Genomic DNA, 17,067 nt, shown 5'->3' with positions numbered 1-17,067 from the left:
GCCACGTCGCGCACGTCGCGATCTTGGCGTGCACCGAGGCGTGCGCGGACCGGCAAGGGGCAACTCGACGGCGCCACGTGCACACGCCGACGCCGCCGCCGCGCCCCTTCACTGGCCCGGCTACGCGCTGCGCGCTACCCTTTGCGCCCCTCTTTTTTTCGACGTCGCCGCTGGCGGCGCGCGCCCGCCATGACCACCCCTGCGCAACGCGACTTCACCCTGGATCCCGCCGACACCGAGCGCCTGGCCAACCTGGCCGGTCCGTTCGATGCGCACCTGCGGCAGATCGAACTGCGCCTGGGCGTGGAGATCTCCAACCGCGGCAACGTGTACCGGGTGACCGGGCCGGAGCCGGCGGTGGCGGCGGCCGAGCGCCTGCTGCAGGCGCTGTACGCCGAGGCCGACCACGTCGTCTTCGACGACCAGGAAATCCACCTGCGGCTCAACCAGTCCAACGTCGACCAGGTGGCGCAGCGCGCCTACCAGCCGCAGGAGGTGGCGATCAAGGTCAAGCGCGGCACGGTGCGCGGGCGCGGCGCCAACCAGGCCAAGTACCTGCACCAGATCGCCACCCACGACATCAACTTCGGCATCGGCCCGGCCGGTACCGGCAAGACCTTCCTGGCCGTGGCCAGCGCGGTGGAAGCGCTGAACGAATCGCGGGTGCAGCGGCTGATCCTGGTGCGCCCGGCGGTGGAGGCCGGCGAGAAGCTGGGCTTTCTGCCCGGCGACCTCAGCCAGAAGGTCGACCCCTATCTGCGCCCGCTGTACGACGCGCTGTACGAGATGCTGGGCGTGGAGAAGGTGATCAAGCTGCTGGAGAAGAACGTCATCGAGATCGCGCCGCTGGCGTACATGCGCGGGCGCACCCTCAACGACGCCTACGTGATCCTGGACGAGGCGCAGAACACCACCATCGAGCAGATGAAGATGTTCCTGACCCGCCTCGGCTTCGGCAGCACCGCGGTGGTCACCGGCGACCTGACCCAGATCGACCTGCCCAAGCACGTCAAGTCCGGCCTGCGCGATGCCATCGAGGTGCTGCAAGAGGTGGACGGGGTCAGCTTCACCTTCTTCGAGGCGCGCGACGTGGTCCGGCATCCGCTGGTGGCGCGCATCGTCAACGCCTACGAGAAGCGCGACGTCGTCGACCGCGCCAGCGGCCCCACCGCGTGATCCGCGTCGTGCCCACCCTGCTGGCAACGCTGCTCGGCGTGGCCGGCAGTGCCGGCGGCCAGACGCCCGACACAACGCCAGCGCAGGATCCGGCGCCGCAGCGCAGCGCCCTGGCGCAATCGCTGACCCCGCCGTGCCTGACGATCGTGCAGGACACCGCCAGCATCGGCCTGCCGCGCGATGTGCTCGAGCGCGCCGCGGCGATCGCCCGCACTTCGCCGACTGCGCCGCGCGGCAGCGAAGCGCAACGCCTGGCCTGGATCGCCGGCACCCGGGCGCAGGCGCTGCTCGATGCGGCCGAAGGCGCCGGCGTGACACGCGACCGCTTCGGCTGCAATGCGCTGGCCTACGCAAAGGTGCCAGCGGACAGCTTCTACCTCGTCGGCCAACTGCTCGAACACGGCCAGGCCGCGGTGTGGCTGCCCGCGTCGGGGCGCTTCGCCGCCACGGTGGACATCCGGCGCGACAATCCGCAGTGCCAGCGAGGCCCGATGGGCAGCCTGGCCTACCGCATCGACGACGAAAAGACCCCGCTGCTGTTCCTGGTCGCATGCGTGACGTGAGCCTGCTGCCGCGCGCTTGCCGCTGCTGGGCAAGGCGCGCAGTGGCGGCAACTCCGCCGCGGACGCCGGCATCGATCGCACGGCGGACAACGCCGCTGTGATCGAGATCGCCTACGACGCCGGCGACTGGGCGTCGCCCTGAGCGTGCGTTAGCGCGATACTGTCCACCCCACCGCTGCACCCGGCCGTTCCGCCATGACCAAAGGTCCCGTCCGCCTCGATGTCGGCGTCAGCTACGCCCTGCCCCGTGCCGGGTTGCCGGCGGCGACGAGCTTCCGCAAATGGGTCGCCGCGGCGCTGAAAGGCCGCATCCGCGAGGCCGACCTGGCGATCCGCCTGGTCGACGACCGCGAAGGCCGCGCCCTCAACCAGCACTACCGCGGCAAGGACTACGCCACCAACGTGCTCAGCTTCCCGGCCGAACTGCCCGAGGGGCTGCCGAAGGGCGTGAAGCTGCCGCTGCTCGGCGACCTGGTGATCTGCGCGCCGGTGGTGGCGCGCGAAGCCGCCGAACAGGACAAGCCGCTCAACGCGCACTACGCGCACCTGACCGTGCACGGCGTGCTGCACCTGCTCGGCTGGGACCACGAGGACGACAAGGAAGCCGAGGCGATGGAGCAGCTGGAACGCGAGATCCTGGCCGACCTCGGCGTCTCAGACCCCTACGCCGGCGAGCGTTGATCCGAGATCCCACGCCCTCTGCGGCGACCTACCCTCACCCCAACCCCTCTCCCGGGGGGAGAGGGGCTCGTGTGTCCCCCACCCGCCCCGCGCTGGTCAAGCGCGAGCCCCGGCGGTAACGTGGCCGCGCGGCGATCGCCGCAGCCCCGTTCTGCTTCGAGGTTCCGTGCGTTGATCCGTCCCTCGCTCGTCCTGCTCGCGCTCGCCTGCGCCATCCCTGCGGCTGTCGCCGCGCCTGCCGCGCCGCCCACTGCAACGCCTGCCGCCGCCACGGCTGCCGATCCGGCCATCGACCTGCCGGCGCTGCTGGAATGCCGCCAGCACGAGGCCGACTTCGCCGCGCTGGCGCCGCTGCTGGCCGATCCGCTGAAGGCGGTGGCGCACGGCTGGCGGCCGCTGCCGCAGTCCAACCCGTTCATGACCGAGTACGCCCTGGTCCGGCCGATCCAGGTGTTCGGCTACAGCAGCGAGCAGATCGCCTTCTCCGGCGCCAGCGTGATGGCGATCCTGGACCTGCCCGACCCGCGGCCGCTGGCCAAGCGCCTGAATCTGGAAGCGGCGGTGGATACGCCGGAGAAGGCCATGTTCGGCCGCGAGGTGCTCAGCCGCGACGTGCACGACCCCAAGACCGGCGAGCCGATGATCGAGTCGATCATCCTCAGCGTGTCCACGGTGAAATCGCACCCCGGCAAGACCCTGGCCGGCTGCAGCTACAGCCTGGACCTGCCCGAGGAGCCGGGCGCGCCCCCGGCGCCGGACGCGCTGCACACGCCGCCCAAGGGCGGCTGAACCCGCGCCGGCGGGCCTGCCGGCACGCGCCGCCGGCGTCGCGATGCTGTCGCGACCGCCCTGCTAGACTTGCGGCTACCGCCCGTTCGACCGGGCGCCTGACCACAGAACATGTCTGAAGACGGACCGAGTAGCTCCTCCCCCGAACCCCACGAAAAGCGCCGCGGCTGGCTGGAACGCCTGACCTCGGTGTTCTCCGGCGACCCGCACACCCGCGACGATCTGGTCGAGGTGCTGCGCGACGCGCAGCACGACGGCCTGATCGCCGCCGACACGCTGCGCATGATGGAGGGCGCACTGTCGGTCTCCGAACTCACCGTCGGCGACGTGATGGTCTCGCGCGCGCAGATGGTGTCGCTGCCGGTGGAGTCGCGCTTCCTCGACCTGATGAAGCAGGTGGTCGAATCCGGCCACTCGCGCTTCCCGGTGCACGGCGAGAACAAGGACGACATCCTCGGCATCCTGCTGGCCAAGGACCTGCTGCGCGGCGTGGTCGCCGACCACGGCCCGGGCACGGTGCGCGAACTGCTGCGCCCGGCGGTGCTGATTCCCGAGTCGAAGAAGCTCAACGTGCTGCTCAAGGAGTTCCGGCTCTCGCGCAACCACATGGCGATCGTGGTCGACGAGTACGGCGGCGTGGCCGGGCTGGTGACCATCGAGGACGTGCTGGAGCAGATCGTCGGCGACATCGACGACGAGCACGACGATGCCGAGGACGAGGCCTCGCTGATCGCCGCGCAGGCCGACGGCCAGTACGTGGTGGATGCGCTGACCCCGATCGAGGATTTCAACGAGCGCTTCGGCGCCGACTTCCCGGACGACGACTACGACACCGTCGGCGGGCTGGTCACCGAGGCCATCGGCCACCTGCCCGAGACCGGCGAGGAACTGACCCTGGGCCGATTCGCCTTCCGTGTGGCGAAGGCCGACGCGCGCCGGGTGCAGGCGTTCCACGTCACCATCCTGCCGCCTGCCGAGCAGGACGGCGCTTGAGCGCGTACACCGTACCGCGCACGCGCGCGGCGTACTGGCTGGGACTGCTGCTGGCGCTGTGGGCCGGGTTGGCGTTCGCGCAGACCCCGCCCGCGGATCCGGCGGCCCCGCCGCCGCTGGCCGGCCCGCCGGCGCCGACAGGATCGCCAGCCGACGCTAGCGACCCGGCGCCGCGCATCGGCGTGGCCACGATGCAGCCCGGCGAAGTGTTCTTCGAGCGCTTCGGCCACGACGCCATCGTGGTGCTCGACCCGCGCAGCGGCCAGGCCACCTCCTACAACTTCGGCTTCTTCGACCCCAGCGAACCGGGCTTCGTCGGCCGCTTCGCCGCCGGCGACATGCGCTACTACCTGGTTGCGCTGCCGCTGCAGGAGGACCTGGAGCAGTACCGCGAGGCCGGCCGCGGCGTCGACATCCAGTGGCTGGACCTGGCTCCGGCGCAGGCACGCGCGCTGCAGCAGGCGCTGGCCTGGCGCGCACGGCCTGAGAACGCCCGCTACCGCTACGACTACTACACCGCCAACTGCGCCACGATGGTGCGCGACGCGCTGGACCGGGCCATGGGCGGGGCGCTGCACGCGCAGCTGTCCGGCCGCTCGCGCGGCAACACCTACCGCAGCGAATCGGTGCGCCTGGCCTCGCCGGCGCCGTGGATGTGGCTGGGCTTCGACCTGGGCCTGGGCCCGTACGCCGACAAGCCGCTGTCGCGCTGGGAAGAGGCCTTCGTGCCGATGCGCCTGGCCGAAAGCCTGAACGAGGTGCGCAACAGCGAAGGCCGCCCGCTGGTGCAGGCGCGCCAGCAGTTGCTGCCGCAGCGGCTGCCGCCGGAGCCGCCGGAACAATTGCGGCACTGGTGGCCGTGGCTGCTGGTCGGGCTGGCCGCGGCGGCGGGCGTGCTGGCGCTGGGCCGCCGCCCGCGCTGGCTGGCCGCGCTGGCGCTGCCGTTCTGGCTGCTGTGCGCGCTGGGCGGCGCGGTCCTGTTGTACCTGTGGGGCTTCAGCGAGCATCGCGCCGCCTGGGGCAACCGCAACCTGTTGCTGCTGGATCCGCTGTGCCTGCCGCTGTTGGTCGGCGGCGTGGCGCTGCTGTGCGGGCGCAGTCCGGGGCGCTGGTTCGACGTGCTGCTGTGGCTGGTGGTGGCGCTGGCAGGCGCCGCGCTGCTGATCCACTGGCTGTCGATGCTGCAGCCGCAGTTCAACCTGCAATGGATCGCGCTGCTGCTGCCGGTGCACGCGGCGCTGGCCTGGGCGCTCACCCGCCCTCGCCCGCAGCGCTGATACCGTCGACGCCACTCGCCCCGCGCGTCTCCGCCGAACCCGCTCCCGCCATGGCCTCCGCGACCGCCAATCCCGCCTGCGTCATCAACTGCGTGCACTACGACGGCCACGGCCGCCGCCACGATATCGCCCTGGAACAGATCAGCGACGTGCTGGCCGGCCACGACGACGGCTTCGTCTGGGTCGGCATGTACGAGCCCGGCGACGCGGTGCTGCAGCAGCTCAAGGAGGAATTCCAGCTGCACGAACTGGCGATCGAGGACACCCGCAAGGCGCACCAGCGGCCCAAGGTCGAGGCCTTCGGCAACTCGCTGTTCCTGGCGGTGCATACCGCGCAGGTGATCGACGAGCGCATCGTCTACGGCGAGACCCATGCCTTCCTCGGCGAGCGCTTCCTGCTGACCGTGCGTCACGGCGCCTCGCTGCCCTACGCACCGGTGCGCGAGCGGCTGGAACGCGAGGCCTCGCTGATGAAACTGGGCCCGTCGTACGCGCTGTACGCGGTGCTGGACTACGTGGTGGACAACTACCAGCCGATCCTCGATGCCTTCCGGCAGAGCCTGGAACGGCTGGAGGCCGACATCTTCGCCGAGTCGTACCGCCGCGACACCGCGATCCGCCTGTACGAACTCAAGCGCGAACTCAACCAGATGCGTCTGGCGGTAGCGCCGCTGCAGGACGTGCTGGCGCACCTCAAGCGCCACCCCGGTCCGCTGATCGCCGAGGAAGTGCGGCTGTACGTGCGCGACGTGCTCGACCATGCGGTGCGCACCAACGACGCCATCGACACCCTGCGCGAAATGCTCGGCACCGCTCTGAGCGTGAACCTGTCGCTGGTCACCCTGGCCCAGGGCGAAACGGTCAAGCGCCTCGGCGCCTGGGCCGCCCTGCTCGCCGCCCCGACCCTGATCACCAGCTGGTACGGCATGAACTTCAAGCAGATGCCGGAACTGGAATGGCCCTGGGCCTACCCGCTGATGGTCGGCGGCGTGGCCGCGGTGTGCGTGGCGCTGTATGTGGCGTTCAAGCGGGCGAGGTGGTTGTAAGCCGCCGCGCAGCGGCGGCGGGAATGGAGAAACGGGAATCGGGAATGGACGGCGCGCCGCAGGCATGATGTAACGCTGCATCGTTAGGCGTGCAGCAATCATCCGTGACAGACGGCGCCATCAGGCGCCGCCGCTTCTCCCATTCCCAATTCTCCATTCCCGATTCCCAACTCAAGCCACATACACCGACTTGATGTTCATGAACTCATGGATGCCATGCTCGGCCAGTTCGCGGCCGAAGCCGGAGCGCTTGATGCCGCCGAACGGGAGGCGCACGTCGCTCTTGACGATGGCGTTGACGAAGGCGGCGCCGCATTGCAGCTGGCAGGCCACGCGCTCGCCGCGGGCGCGGTCGGCGGTCCAGACGCTGCCGCCGAGGCCGAAGGTGGTGTCGTTGGCCACGCGCACCGCCTCGGCTTCGTCGGCCACGCGCAGGATCGCCGCGACCGGGCCGAACAGTTCCTCGTCGTAGGCCGGCATGCCCGGCGCCACCTGGTCGAGGATCGAGGCCGGATAGCCGGCGTGGCTGCCGCGTTCCGGCTCGCAACCGAGCAGCGGCTTGGCCCCCTTGGCGATGCTGGCCTGTACCTGCTTGTGCAGTTCGTCGCGCAGATCCTGCCGCGCCATTGGCGCCAGCGTGGTCGCCTCGTCCTGCGGATCGCCGAGGCGGCGCTCGGCCGCGGCGGCGACGAAGCGGCGCACGAATTCCTCGGCGATCGCCTCCACCACCACGAAGCGCTTGGCCGCGATGCAGGTCTGGCCGGCGTTGTCGAAGCGCGACTTCACCGCTGCGGCGACGGTGGCATCGAGGTCGGCGTCGTCCAGCACCACGAAGGCGTCGCTGCCGCCCAGTTCCATCACGCACTTCTTCAGCTGCCCACCGGCATTGGCGGCGATGGAGCGACCGGCGCGTTCGCTGCCGGTCAGGGTGACCGCAGCCACCCGCGCGTCGCGCAGCACCTCGGCAGCCTGGTCGTTGTCGATGTGCAGCACGTCGAACACCCCATCTGGCACGCCGGCGTCGGCCAGCACCTTGCGGATCGCGTCGGCGCAGCGCGGCACGTTGCTGGCGTGCTTGAGCAGAGCGACGTTGCCGGCCATCAGCGCCGGCGCCAGGAAGCGGAACACCTGCCAGATCGGGAAGTTCCACGGCATCACCGCCAGCACGCAGCCCAGCGGCTCGTAGCGCACGTAGCTGCGCTGTGCATCGGTGGCCACCGCTTGTTCGCGCAGGTACCCGGCCGCGTGCTCGGCGTAGTAGTCGCAAGCCGCGGCGCACTTGTCGAGTTCGGCCAGGGCCTCCTTGCGCAGCTTGCCCATTTCCGCGGTCATCACCCGCTGGATGGCGTCACGCTGTTCGCGCAATTGCGCACCGGCCTTGCGCAGCAGCGCGCCGCGTTGTTCCAGCGGGGTCGCCGCCCAGCCGGGGAATGCCTGCGCCGCAGCGGCCAGGCGCTGTTCGACGGCGGCGGCATCCATCAGCTCGAGGCTGTATTCGACCTGGCCGGTGGCCGGATTGACGGTGTCGTAAGGCATCGCGCGGACTCCTGGAAAAATGTCCGGTCAGCCTAGCGCCGTGGACGTTGCCGCGACGTGGCGATGGCGCCGCGTGCGATGGCTCACAGTGTTCCGCCATTTCCGTAGGAGCGGCTCTTGTCCCCTTTTCGGGATCAGCCGCGACGGGGCGTTGTCGGAAGGCCCCGGTCGCGGCTAAAGGGCACCTCTAAAAACCCCACCTTTGGCATCATTGGTCTGGAGAACACGCCGAGGACGCCACGATGATCAGCCTGTTTGCCGGCCACGAACGCGAAGCCAAGCGGCAGCAGATCGGCGATCCTCTGGCTCTGCTGTCACGGCATATCGACTTTGCCGGGATTGCTCACGCCGTAGACGCGAAGCTGTCCTTGGGTACCGGCAAGCGCGGCGGCCGTCCGGCTTGGCCGACGCAGATGATGATCAAGCTGCTGCTGTTGCAGCAGTTGTACAACCTCTCCGACGATGCGCTGGAGTATCAGGTGCTGGATCGGCGCAGCTTCCAGCAATTCCTTGGACTGGAACACAGCGGCAAGGTGCCCGACGCCAAGACGATCTGGGTGTGGCGCGAACGGCTCAAGACCAAGGATCTGATGGGCGACATCAGCACGGCGATCGGTGAGCAATTGCAACGTGCTGGGTTCATTGCCCGCGGCGGTCAGATCATCGACGCCAGCATCGTCAGCGCTCCGATCCAGCGCAACACGCGCGAGGAGAACGCGCAGATCAAGCAGGGCGATGACGTCGGCCAGGACTGGAGTGATGCCAAGCGTGCGCAGAAAGACGTGCAGGCACGCTGGACCAGGAAGCATGGGGTGACGTTCTACGGCTACAAGCTGCACGCCAGCACGGACCGCCGCTGGGGTTTCATCCGCCGCTACGACGTGAGCGCGGCCAACGTGCACGACAGCCGCCACTTCGAGCAGGTGCTGGACCCGGACAACACCGGCCGCACGGTATGGGCCGATAGCGGGTATGCCGATGCAGCGCGAGAAGCAGACCTGAAAAAGCGTGGTTACCGCCCCGCGATCCAACATCAAGGGCAGGCACGCAAGCCCTTGAGCGAGGCAGCAAAGCGCCGGAACCGTCGCATTGCCAAGGATCGGGTGTTCGGCGAGCACCCGTTTGCGCGCTTGGCCCAACAAGGCGGCAAGTTCGTACGCTGCATCGGCTTGGCGCGGGCAAAGGTGGTGATCGGGCTGAAGGTCGCCAGCCATAACGTGATGCGGCTGGCACGGCTACAGGAGCGGGCCATGGTGCCGGCGTGATCGGCTGAGGTGGCCGAGCGGCCACCTCAGCCTCCCAACCACCACGATCAGGCGCCGCTCTGGTGCCGTTGCGACAGATGCTGCCCCTGGCTCCAGGTCGTGGCAGGTTGTTCGAGGTGCCCTAAAGCCGCTCCTACGCGGAGCAAGGCAACGCCCTAGCCCGCCTGCTGCTGGGCAAGCTGGATGTCGCGCTGGCGGCGCTTTTCGCTGCGCGCCATCAGCCACCAGCCGATGAATGCGGCGATCGAGACCGCCAGCACCATCAGCGTGGCCAGGGCGTTGATCTTGGGCTTCAAGCCCATGCGCACCGAGGAGAACACGGTCATCGGCAGCGTGGTCGAATCCGGGCCGGCGACGAAGTTGGCGATCACCACGTCGTCCAGCGACAGGGTGAACGCCAGCAGCCAGCCCGACACCAGCGCCGGGGCGATGATGGGTACGGTGATCAGGAAGAACACCTTCAGCCGGTTGGCGCCCAGGTCCATCGCCGCCTCCTCCAGCGAGCGGTCCAGCTCCTGCAGGCGCGAGGACACCACCACGGTGACGAAGGACAGGGTGAAGGTGACATGCGCCGCCCAGATCGCCACCACGCCCTTGGGCGGGATGCCGAGCACGCCGCCCATCGACACCAGCATCATCATGATCGACAGGCCGATGATCACTTCCGGCATCACCAGCGGCGCGGTCACCAAGGCTCCGAACAGGCTCTTGCTGGGAAAGCGGCGGAAGCGGGTCATCGCCATCGCCGCCAGCGTGCCGATCACCATCGATGCGGTGGCGGTCCAGAACGCCACCTTCAGGCTGATCCACGCCGCCTGCAGGATCTGCCGGTCGCGCAGCAGCTCGCCGTACCACTTGGTGGAGAAGCCGGCCCACACGGTCGCCAGCTTGGAGGCGTTGAACGAATACACCATCAGCAGCAGGATCGGCAGGTACAGGAAGGCGAAGCCGGCTCCCAGCACCGTCCAGCGCAGCACCGCGCCCATGCCGCCGCGCACGCCGCTCATGCCTGCCCGCCTTCGAGCTGGCGCTGCTGGTAGCGGTTGAAGATCAGGATCGGCACCATCAGCAGCGCCAGCATCGCGATCGCCACCGCCGAAGCGGTAGGCCAGTCGCGGTTGTTGAAGAACTCGCCCCACAGCACGCGGCCGATCATCAGCGTGTCCGGGCCGCCGAGCATTTCCGGGATCACGAATTCGCCCACTGCCGGGATCATCACCAGCATGCAGCCGGCGACGATGCCCGGCCGCGACAGCGGCAGGGTCACGGTCAGGAACGCCTTCCACGGCGGCGCGCCGAGATCGTAGGCGGCCTCGAGCAGGCGCTGGTCGAGCTTGACCAGGGTCGCGTACAGCGGCAGCACCATGAACGGCAGGTAGCAGTAGACGATGCCGATGTAGGCGGCGACCGGCGTGTACAGGATGTGCAGCGGCGCATCGATCAGGCCCAGCGCCAGCAGCGCGCGGTTGAGCACGCCGTTGCTGTCGAGGATGCCGATCCAGGCGTAGACGCGGATCAGGAACGAGGTCCACGACGGCAGCACCACCAGCATCATCGCGATGTTGCGCGCCGACGGCGAAAGCCGCGCGATCGCGTAGGCCATCGGGTAGCCGATCAGCAGGGTCAGCACGGTGGAAATGCCGGCGATCTTGATCGAGCCCCAGTAGGCCTCGATGTACTGGTGGTCGCGCAGCAGCGCCAGGTAGTTCTGCAGGGTCAGCTTCAGCGTCAGCACGCCGTCGCGGAACTCCAGCAGTGCGCTGTACGGCGGGCTGCTGATCGCCTGCTCGGCGAAGGAGATGCGCAGCACGATCAGGAACGGGATCGCGAAGAACAGCAGCAACCACAGGTACGGCGCGGCGATCACCAGCCAGCGCATCGCCGGCAGCGAGTGCAGACGCAGGCGCTGCGGCAGGCGCCGCCGCGGCGTCGGCTCGGGCGGCACCGGCACGACGGGCGCGCTCATGCGGTCAGCACCACGCCGTCGTTGTCGTCCCACGACACCCACACCGTGTCGCCCCAGGTCATGCCTTCGCTGTCCCAGCGTTTCTGGTTGGCGAAGTTGGACTGCACGCGGATGCCGCTGGGCAGACGTACGTGGAAGATCGAGTGGCTGCCGAAATAGGCGATGTCCTCGATGGTGCCGCGCGCCTTGTTGTAGGTCTGCTCCGGTTCGCCCTTGGTGATCCAGACCTTCTCCGGGCGCACCGCGAACGCCACCTCCTGCCCTTCCACGCCGGTGATGCCGTGGCTGATGTAGATCGGCACCGGGAACTGCGGGCACAGCACGGTCACGTGGTCGGGGTGGTCCTCGCCGATGCGGCCCTCGAACATGTTCACCGAGCCGATGAACTCGGCGACGAAACGGCTGTTCGGCGACTCGTAGATGTCGCCCGGCGTGCCGACCTGACGGATGCGGCCCTGCTCCATCAGCGCGATGCGCGTGGCCATGGTCATCGCCTCCTCCTGGTCGTGGGTGACCATCACGCAGGTCACGCCCGAGGTCTCGATGATGGACACCAGCTCCAGCTGCATCTGCGAGCGCAGCTTCTTGTCCAGCGCGCCCATCGGCTCGTCCAGCAGCAGCAGCTTGGGTCGCTTGGCCAGCGAGCGCGCCAGCGCCACGCGCTGCTGCTGGCCGCCGGAGAGCTGGTGCGGCTTGCGCTTGCCGAGCGTGCCCAGCCGTACCAGCTCCAGCATCTCGCCGACGCGGCTGGCGATGGCGCTGCGCGACAGCCCGTCCTGCTTCAGCCCGAAGGCGATGTTCTGCTCCACGCTCATGTGCGGGAACAGCGCATAGGACTGGAACATCATGTTGAGCGGACGCTGGTACGGCGGCAGCCCATCCAGCGGCTGGCCGTCGAGCACGATACGGCCGCGGCTGGGCTGCTCGAACCCGCCCAGGCAGCGCAGCAGCGTGGACTTGCCGCTGCCGGAGCCGCCGAGCAGCGCGAAGATCTCGCCCTGGCCGATGTCCAGGTCGATGTCGTCCAGCGCGACGAAGCCGTCGAACTCCTTGCGCAGCCCGGCGATGGACACATAGCCGGCGCCCCTGGCCGGCGGCGGCGCCAGCAGATGGTCGGTTCTCGCTTCGCTCAACGCCATCGGTGATTCCCCGTGAAGCACGCCGTCGTGCGCAGCGCCGATGCGGCGGCGACCGTGGCGCGGTGGATATCAGTGTAGCGGTGGGCGGGTGGGATTCGGGAGTCGGGATTGGGGATTCGCAAAAACGGTGCGCTTACTGCCTCGTGACTGGCGCTGGTGCGGACGCCGGTGCCTCCGGTGCCGCCCAGCCCAGGCCCAGGCTCTTCTGCAGGGCCACGTAGCGCAGCAGCACCTGGGTGTGCGCCTGCAGCGCGCTGTCCTGGGCCGAGGCCTGCTGGCGCTGCACGTCCAGCGCATCGATCAGCGACGAGGCGCCAGCGGCATAGCGTTGCTGCAGCAGCGCGGCCGAGCGATCCGCCGAGGCGGCGGCCTTGTCCGCCGCCAACGCCTGCTGACGCGCGGCGCCGAACCGCGCCAGTGCGCCGTTGGCGTCCTGCAACGCGGCCAGCACCGTGCCCTCATACGCCGCCAGCCGCGCTTCATTGCCGGCGCGGGCCTGCTCGACCTTGGCGCGGGTGCCGCCGAAATCGAAGATCGACCATTGCAGGAACGGCGCCACCACGCTGTTGAGCGCATCGCGACCGAGATCGCCCGGCGAGGTCGCGGCCATGCCGATGTTGCCGAGCAGCCGCACTTGCGGGAAATACGCTGTCAGCGCTTCGCCGATCTTCGCCGAGGACGAGGCCAACTGACGCTCGGCGCGGCGCACGTCCGGGCGACGGCGGATCAGCGCGCCGGCATCGTCCACCGGCACCGTCGCCGGCAGCGTCGGCAACGGCCGGTCCGCGGCCAGCTCGGCGTCGAGCGCGCCCGGCTCACGGCCGATCATCAGCGCCAGTTGGTCCAGCGCCACCTGCGCCTGCGCCTGCAGGTCCGGCAACACCGCTTCCTGCTGCTGCAGCTGCGCCTGCGCGCGTTCCACCTGCAGGTCGGCGTCGGCGCCGCGCTCGCGGCGCTGGCGGGTCAGTTGCAGGGTCTGCCGGGCGGCCTCCAGGTTGCGCTGTGCGATGGTCATGCGTGCACGGGTGCTGCGGTAGCCCAGGTAGGCCTGCCCCACTTCGGCGGCGATCTGCACCTGCGTGTCGGCCAGGTCGGCCTCGTCGGCCTGGGCGTCGGCCAGTGCGCCTTCGCTGGCGCGGCGGCGGCGGCCGAAGAAATCCAGCTCCCAACTGGCATCGATGCCGACGCTGTAGAGCTGCATGCGCGGATCGATCTCCACCGGCTGGCCGGTGCCGGCGGCGATGCTGCCCAGGCGGTCGGTCAGCGCGTCCGGCGCGCGCGCGTTGAGGTAGGCCGCGTTGGCGCCGACGCTGGGCAACTGCTCGGCGTGGCGCTGGTCGACCAGCGCGCGCGAGGCGCGCAGGCGCGCCTGCGCCACCCGCAGGTTGGGGCTGTGCTGCAGGGCCTGATCGACCAGCATGCTCAGCTGCGGGTCCTGCAGGGTGTCCCACCAGCGCTGCGGCGGAGGCGCCGGCACCACGCCGGCGGCGGCCGCCGTGGCATCGGCGCGGTGCAGCCGCGGCTGCGCCAGCGCTGCCTCCGCCACCGGCGGCGGCTTCACGTAGTCCGGGCCGAGCATGCAGGCCGACAGCAGCGAGGGCAGCGCGGCGGCGACGAGAACGCGGGAAAAACGCAGGGCCATGGAATCCTCAATGCATCGCGAGCGGAGCGCCGCCCTTGGGCAGCGGCTTGAGCAGGAACGCCAGCGGGATCGTGCAGACCACGATCACCCCGAAGATCCAGAACAGGTCGTTGTAGGTCATCACCAGCGCCTGCTGCTGCACCAGCCGCGCCAGCTGCGCCAGCGACTGCATCGCCGCGCCGGCGCCGGAGGCCGACTGCAGTTGCGCGGCGACGCCGTGCAGGTAGTCCTGCGCCAGCGGCGAATTGGCGGTGGTGCCGCTGCCGAGCATCTGCGTATGGAACACCATGCGCCGCTCCTGGAAGGTGGAGATCAGCGCCAGCCCGATCGAGCCACCCATGTTGCGCGCGGCGTTGAACAGGCCCGAGGCGTCGCCGGCCAGGTCCGGCGGCACCGAGGAGATCGCCGCCTGGTTGAGCGACATCATCGCCAGCGCCAGTCCGCAGCCCTGCAGCAATTGCCCGACGACGAAATGCATGCCGACCGACTCGGCGGTCAGATGCATGTTGACGAAACAGGCCGCGGCGAAGCAGCTCAACCCGCCCAGCACCAGCACGCGCACGTCCACCGTGGTCAGCAGCTTGGGCATCATCGGCATCAGCAGCACCGTGGGAATGCCCGACAGCAGCACCACGTAGCCGGACTGCTCGGTGTTGTAGCCGGAGATCACCGCAAGGAACTGCGGGATCATGTACATGACCCCGAACAGGATCATGCCCACCGCCATCACCATCACGAACACCGCGCCGAAACTGCGCTGTAGCAGGATCGACAGGCGGATCACCGGCTGCCGGCTGAGGAACTGCGAGCCCACCAGGGCGATGAAGCCGACCAGCGACACCACGCTCAGCAGCACGATTTCGGTGGACTCGAACCAGCGCTCGCGCTGGCCTTCCTCCAGCACTACGGTCAAGGCGCCCAGCCCCGCGGTCAGGCCGAAGATGCCGAGCCAGTCGGCGTCGAGCAACCCGCGCAGGTACATGCGCTCGTGCGGCAGCCCGAGCAGCAGCAGCGCCACCAGGCCGGCGCAGACCGGCACGTTGAGGAAGAACGCGTAGTGCCAGCTCACATTCTCGGTGAGCCAGCCGCCCAGCAGCGGCCCGATCACCGGGCCCAGGATCACGGTCATGCCGAACAGCGCCGTGCCCAGGGTCTGCTGCGCCGGCGGCAGGCGCGTGGCGACGATGGTCAGCGCGGTGGGGATCAGCGCGCCGCCGGCGAAGCCCTGGCCGACCCGGCCGAGGATCATCATGGTCAGGCTGTTGGACAGCCCGCACACCACCGAGAAGAAGGTGAACAGCAGCGCGCAGATCAGCAGGAAGTTGCGCAGCCCCAGGGTGCGCACGAACCAGCCGGTCAGCGGGATCATCACGATCTCGGCGACCAGGTAGGAGGTCGAGATCCAGGTGCCCTCGGTGCCGCTGGCGCCGACCTCGCCCTGGATGGTCGGCAGCGCGGCGTTGACGATGGAGATGTCCAGCGTCGCCATGAACGAGCCGATGGTGCCGGCGGCCACCGCCAGCCACGCGCCGGTGTCGGCCTTTTGCGGCGCCTGCGCGCCGGCCGCCGCGGCCGCTTCGCTCACGGGGTGCGCCCGCGCGGCGCGACCGCATCCTTGCCTTGCGCGTCCTCTTCCTTCACGCGCTCCTTGGCGTCCTTGGCGCTGCGCGTATCGACCGTCACCGTGACCGACATGCCCGGCACCAGCACCTTGCGCGCCTCGGCGCCGGCCTTGAGGCGGATCCGCACCGGCACCCGCTGCACCACCTTGGTGAAGTTGCCGGTGGCGTTCTCCGGCGGCAGCAGCGCGAACTGCGACCCGGTGCCCGGGGCGATGCTCTCGACCACGCCATCCAGTTCCACCCCGGACAGCGCATCGACCTCGATCCGCGCCGGTTGCCCCGGCCGCATCAGCCCGACCTGGGTTTCCTTGAAGTTGGCGCTCAGGTACAGCGCCTCCACCGGCACCACGCTCATCAGCCGGGTGCCGGCCGCGACGAACTGGCCGACCTGCACGGTCTTGTCGCCGATGCGGCCGGCGATGCGCGCGGTCAGGCGGGTGTCCTCCACCGCCACCTGCGCCTGCGCGGCGTCGGCCTGCGCCTGCACCAGCGCGGCGCGCGCTTGGTCGAGCTGGGCGCTGGTGCCCTGCACCTGGCTCTCGGCGGCGACCACCTGGGCCTTGGCCGCGTCGAACTGCGCCTGCGCGCGGTCGCGGTCGTGGAGGATGCTTTCGTAGTGTTCGTGGGTGTCGGCGCCGGACGCGGCCAGCGGCCCGAAGCGCTTGGCCTCGCCCTGGGCGAAGCGCAGGCTGGCGGCGGCCGCGGTCACCTGGGTGCGCGCCTGCAGCAGGCTGGCGCGCTGCGCCTGCAGCCCGGCCTCGGCAGCGGCGATGTCGGCCTGGCGCACCGCGATGGCGGCCTGCGCCTGCTCCAGGGTGGCGCGGTAGGTGCGCGGGTCGATCTCCAGCAGCGGCTGCCCGGCGGTCACTGTCTGGTTGTCGCGCACGTACACCGCGGTGACATAGCCATTGACCCGTGGGGCCACCGCCACCGTGTCGGCCTGCAGGTAGGCGTTGTTGGTCTCCTGCAGGTAGCGGCCGGTGGTGAGGTAGTAGATCAGCCACACCACCAGGCCGATCACCACCAGCAGGCCGATCAGCAGCAGGGTCCATTTGACCTTGGGGTTCTTCAGCGGCGACGGGGTGTCCGCCTTGCCGGCGTCGTCGTCGCGCGCGCCGTCCTGGCGCTTGCCGGACTGGCCCTGGTCGGCGTGGGCGTCGCGCGCGGCGGCCTGCCGCGGCGCCTGCGAGGAGTCTGGGTCGTGGTTGCTCAAGTCGCTGATTCCTGGGGAGAGGAAGAACGTCGCCGGGTCGGGACGGCGACACCACCAAACGGTAGCGTACGCCCGCCGGCGCATTATTTGTACCGGCGAGTACAGAGTGTGTGAGCATCGCGTGGCGGTGGCGCTGCGGCGTCTCCGCGAGTGCGGATG

Annotated in this window: 16 protein-coding genes; 9 read left to right on the top strand and 7 right to left on the bottom strand. The window is 69.7% G+C overall.

What is annotated here, in order from left to right; translation table 11 throughout:
• The first annotated feature begins 189 nt into the window (after positions 1 to 189).
• From AC1G9L_RS08785 to AC1G9L_RS08750, 8 genes are all read left to right on the top strand, one after another.
• Complete coding sequence (locus AC1G9L_RS08785; protein ID WP_019801675.1) at positions 190 to 1,176, top strand: PhoH family protein; 987 nt, start codon at positions 190 to 192, stop codon at positions 1,174 to 1,176.
• Between the two features lie 8 nt (positions 1,177 to 1,184).
• Positions 1,185 to 1,739: a hypothetical protein gene (locus tag AC1G9L_RS08780; protein WP_481070737.1), complete on the top strand. Its 555-nt coding sequence runs from the start codon at positions 1,185 to 1,187 to the stop codon at positions 1,737 to 1,739.
• A 16-nt stretch (positions 1,740 to 1,755) separates the two neighbouring features.
• Positions 1,756 to 1,881: a hypothetical protein gene (locus AC1G9L_RS08775; RefSeq protein WP_019802362.1), complete on the top strand. Its 126-nt coding sequence runs from the start codon at positions 1,756 to 1,758 to the stop codon at positions 1,879 to 1,881.
• A gap of 53 nt (positions 1,882 to 1,934) precedes the next feature.
• Positions 1,935 to 2,420 carry an rRNA maturation RNase YbeY gene (ybeY, locus tag AC1G9L_RS08770; protein WP_010342139.1) on the top strand — a complete coding sequence of 162 codons (486 nt, stop codon included), beginning with the start codon at positions 1,935 to 1,937 and terminating at the stop codon, positions 2,418 to 2,420.
• A 171-nt stretch (positions 2,421 to 2,591) separates the two neighbouring features.
• Positions 2,592 to 3,209 (top strand): hypothetical protein, encoded by a 618-nt coding sequence (locus AC1G9L_RS08765; RefSeq protein ID WP_481070735.1) that lies wholly within the window; start codon positions 2,592 to 2,594, stop codon positions 3,207 to 3,209.
• A 111-nt stretch (positions 3,210 to 3,320) separates the two neighbouring features.
• Entirely contained in the window at positions 3,321 to 4,202 is an 882-nt protein-coding gene (locus tag AC1G9L_RS08760) for an HlyC/CorC family transporter (RefSeq protein ID WP_019801191.1), read from the top strand.
• 116 nt (positions 4,203 to 4,318) lie between these two features.
• On the top strand, positions 4,319 to 5,479 hold the full coding sequence (locus AC1G9L_RS08755) for a lipoprotein N-acyltransferase Lnb domain-containing protein (RefSeq protein ID WP_481071076.1): 1,161 nt from the start codon (positions 4,319 to 4,321) through the stop codon (positions 5,477 to 5,479).
• Positions 5,480 to 5,529: 50 nt separating this feature from the next.
• Positions 5,530 to 6,525 carry a magnesium and cobalt transport protein CorA gene (locus AC1G9L_RS08750; protein WP_010342143.1) on the top strand — a complete coding sequence of 332 codons (996 nt, stop codon included), beginning with the start codon at positions 5,530 to 5,532 and terminating at the stop codon, positions 6,523 to 6,525.
• Positions 6,526 to 6,696: 171 nt separating this feature from the next.
• On the opposite strand, the gene AC1G9L_RS08745 is transcribed toward AC1G9L_RS08750, so the two are convergent.
• A complete protein-coding gene (locus tag AC1G9L_RS08745; protein ID WP_019801512.1) occupies positions 6,697 to 8,061 on the bottom strand; it encodes an aldehyde dehydrogenase family protein in 1,365 nt (454 codons plus the stop codon).
• A gap of 242 nt (positions 8,062 to 8,303) precedes the next feature.
• On the opposite strand from AC1G9L_RS08745, the gene AC1G9L_RS08740 reads away from it, so the two are divergent.
• Positions 8,304 to 9,326 carry an IS5 family transposase gene (locus tag AC1G9L_RS08740; protein ID WP_019798968.1) on the top strand — a complete coding sequence of 341 codons (1,023 nt, stop codon included), beginning with the start codon at positions 8,304 to 8,306 and terminating at the stop codon, positions 9,324 to 9,326.
• A gap of 155 nt (positions 9,327 to 9,481) precedes the next feature.
• Here AC1G9L_RS08740 and AC1G9L_RS08735 read toward each other — a convergent pair whose 3' ends face one another.
• The 6 genes from AC1G9L_RS08735 to AC1G9L_RS08710 form a co-directional block, all read right to left on the bottom strand.
• Positions 9,482 to 10,333 carry an ABC transporter permease subunit gene (locus AC1G9L_RS08735; RefSeq protein WP_481070733.1) on the bottom strand — a complete coding sequence of 284 codons (852 nt, stop codon included), beginning with the start codon at positions 10,331 to 10,333 and terminating at the stop codon, positions 9,482 to 9,484.
• A complete protein-coding gene (locus AC1G9L_RS08730; RefSeq protein ID WP_019802274.1) occupies positions 10,330 to 11,292 on the bottom strand; it encodes an ABC transporter permease subunit in 963 nt (320 codons plus the stop codon). Before AC1G9L_RS08730 ends, AC1G9L_RS08735 begins: the two co-directional genes overlap by 4 nt.
• On the bottom strand, positions 11,289 to 12,431 hold the full coding sequence (locus tag AC1G9L_RS08725; protein ID WP_019802273.1) for a polyamine ABC transporter ATP-binding protein: 1,143 nt from the start codon (positions 12,429 to 12,431) through the stop codon (positions 11,289 to 11,291). Before AC1G9L_RS08725 ends, AC1G9L_RS08730 begins: the two co-directional genes overlap by 4 nt.
• A 133-nt stretch (positions 12,432 to 12,564) precedes the next feature.
• Positions 12,565 to 14,067, bottom strand: a complete 1,503-nt coding sequence (locus AC1G9L_RS08720; RefSeq protein ID WP_481071074.1) for an efflux transporter outer membrane subunit — start codon at positions 14,065 to 14,067, stop codon at positions 12,565 to 12,567.
• Positions 14,068 to 14,080: 13 nt separating this feature from the next.
• Complete coding sequence (locus tag AC1G9L_RS08715; protein ID WP_420009509.1) at positions 14,081 to 15,658, bottom strand: DHA2 family efflux MFS transporter permease subunit; 1,578 nt, start codon at positions 15,656 to 15,658, stop codon at positions 14,081 to 14,083.
• On the bottom strand, positions 15,655 to 16,908 hold the full coding sequence (locus AC1G9L_RS08710) for an HlyD family secretion protein (protein ID WP_481070730.1): 1,254 nt from the start codon (positions 16,906 to 16,908) through the stop codon (positions 15,655 to 15,657). The genes AC1G9L_RS08715 and AC1G9L_RS08710 overlap by 4 nt, the downstream gene beginning before the upstream one ends.
• Positions 16,909 to 17,067 lie beyond the last annotated feature (159 nt).

It is taken from the genome of Xanthomonas sp. NCPPB 1132 (assembly GCF_056629235.1).
This window is presented reverse-complemented; position numbering and strand designations above follow the sequence as displayed.

Bases quoted from the DNA above. Each gene is read 5' to 3' on its own strand.
- ybeY (WP_010342139.1), top strand. From the start codon at position 1,935: ATGACCAAAGGTCCCGTCCGCCTCGATGTCGGCGTCAGCTACGCCCTG.
- AC1G9L_RS08730 (WP_019802274.1), bottom strand. From the start codon at position 11,292: ATGAGCGCGCCCGTCGTGCCGGTGCCGCCCGAGCCGACGCCGCGGCGG.
- AC1G9L_RS08745 (WP_019801512.1), bottom strand. From the start codon at position 8,061: ATGCCTTACGACACCGTCAATCCGGCCACCGGCCAGGTCGAATACAGC.
- AC1G9L_RS08785 (WP_019801675.1), top strand. From the start codon at position 190: ATGACCACCCCTGCGCAACGCGACTTCACCCTGGATCCCGCCGACACC.
- AC1G9L_RS08750 (WP_010342143.1), top strand. From the start codon at position 5,530: ATGGCCTCCGCGACCGCCAATCCCGCCTGCGTCATCAACTGCGTGCAC.
- AC1G9L_RS08760 (WP_019801191.1), top strand. From the start codon at position 3,321: ATGTCTGAAGACGGACCGAGTAGCTCCTCCCCCGAACCCCACGAAAAG.
- AC1G9L_RS08740 (WP_019798968.1), top strand. From the start codon at position 8,304: ATGATCAGCCTGTTTGCCGGCCACGAACGCGAAGCCAAGCGGCAGCAG.
- AC1G9L_RS08735 (WP_481070733.1), bottom strand. From the start codon at position 10,333: ATGAGCGGCGTGCGCGGCGGCATGGGCGCGGTGCTGCGCTGGACGGTG.
- AC1G9L_RS08725 (WP_019802273.1), bottom strand. From the start codon at position 12,431: ATGGCGTTGAGCGAAGCGAGAACCGACCATCTGCTGGCGCCGCCGCCG.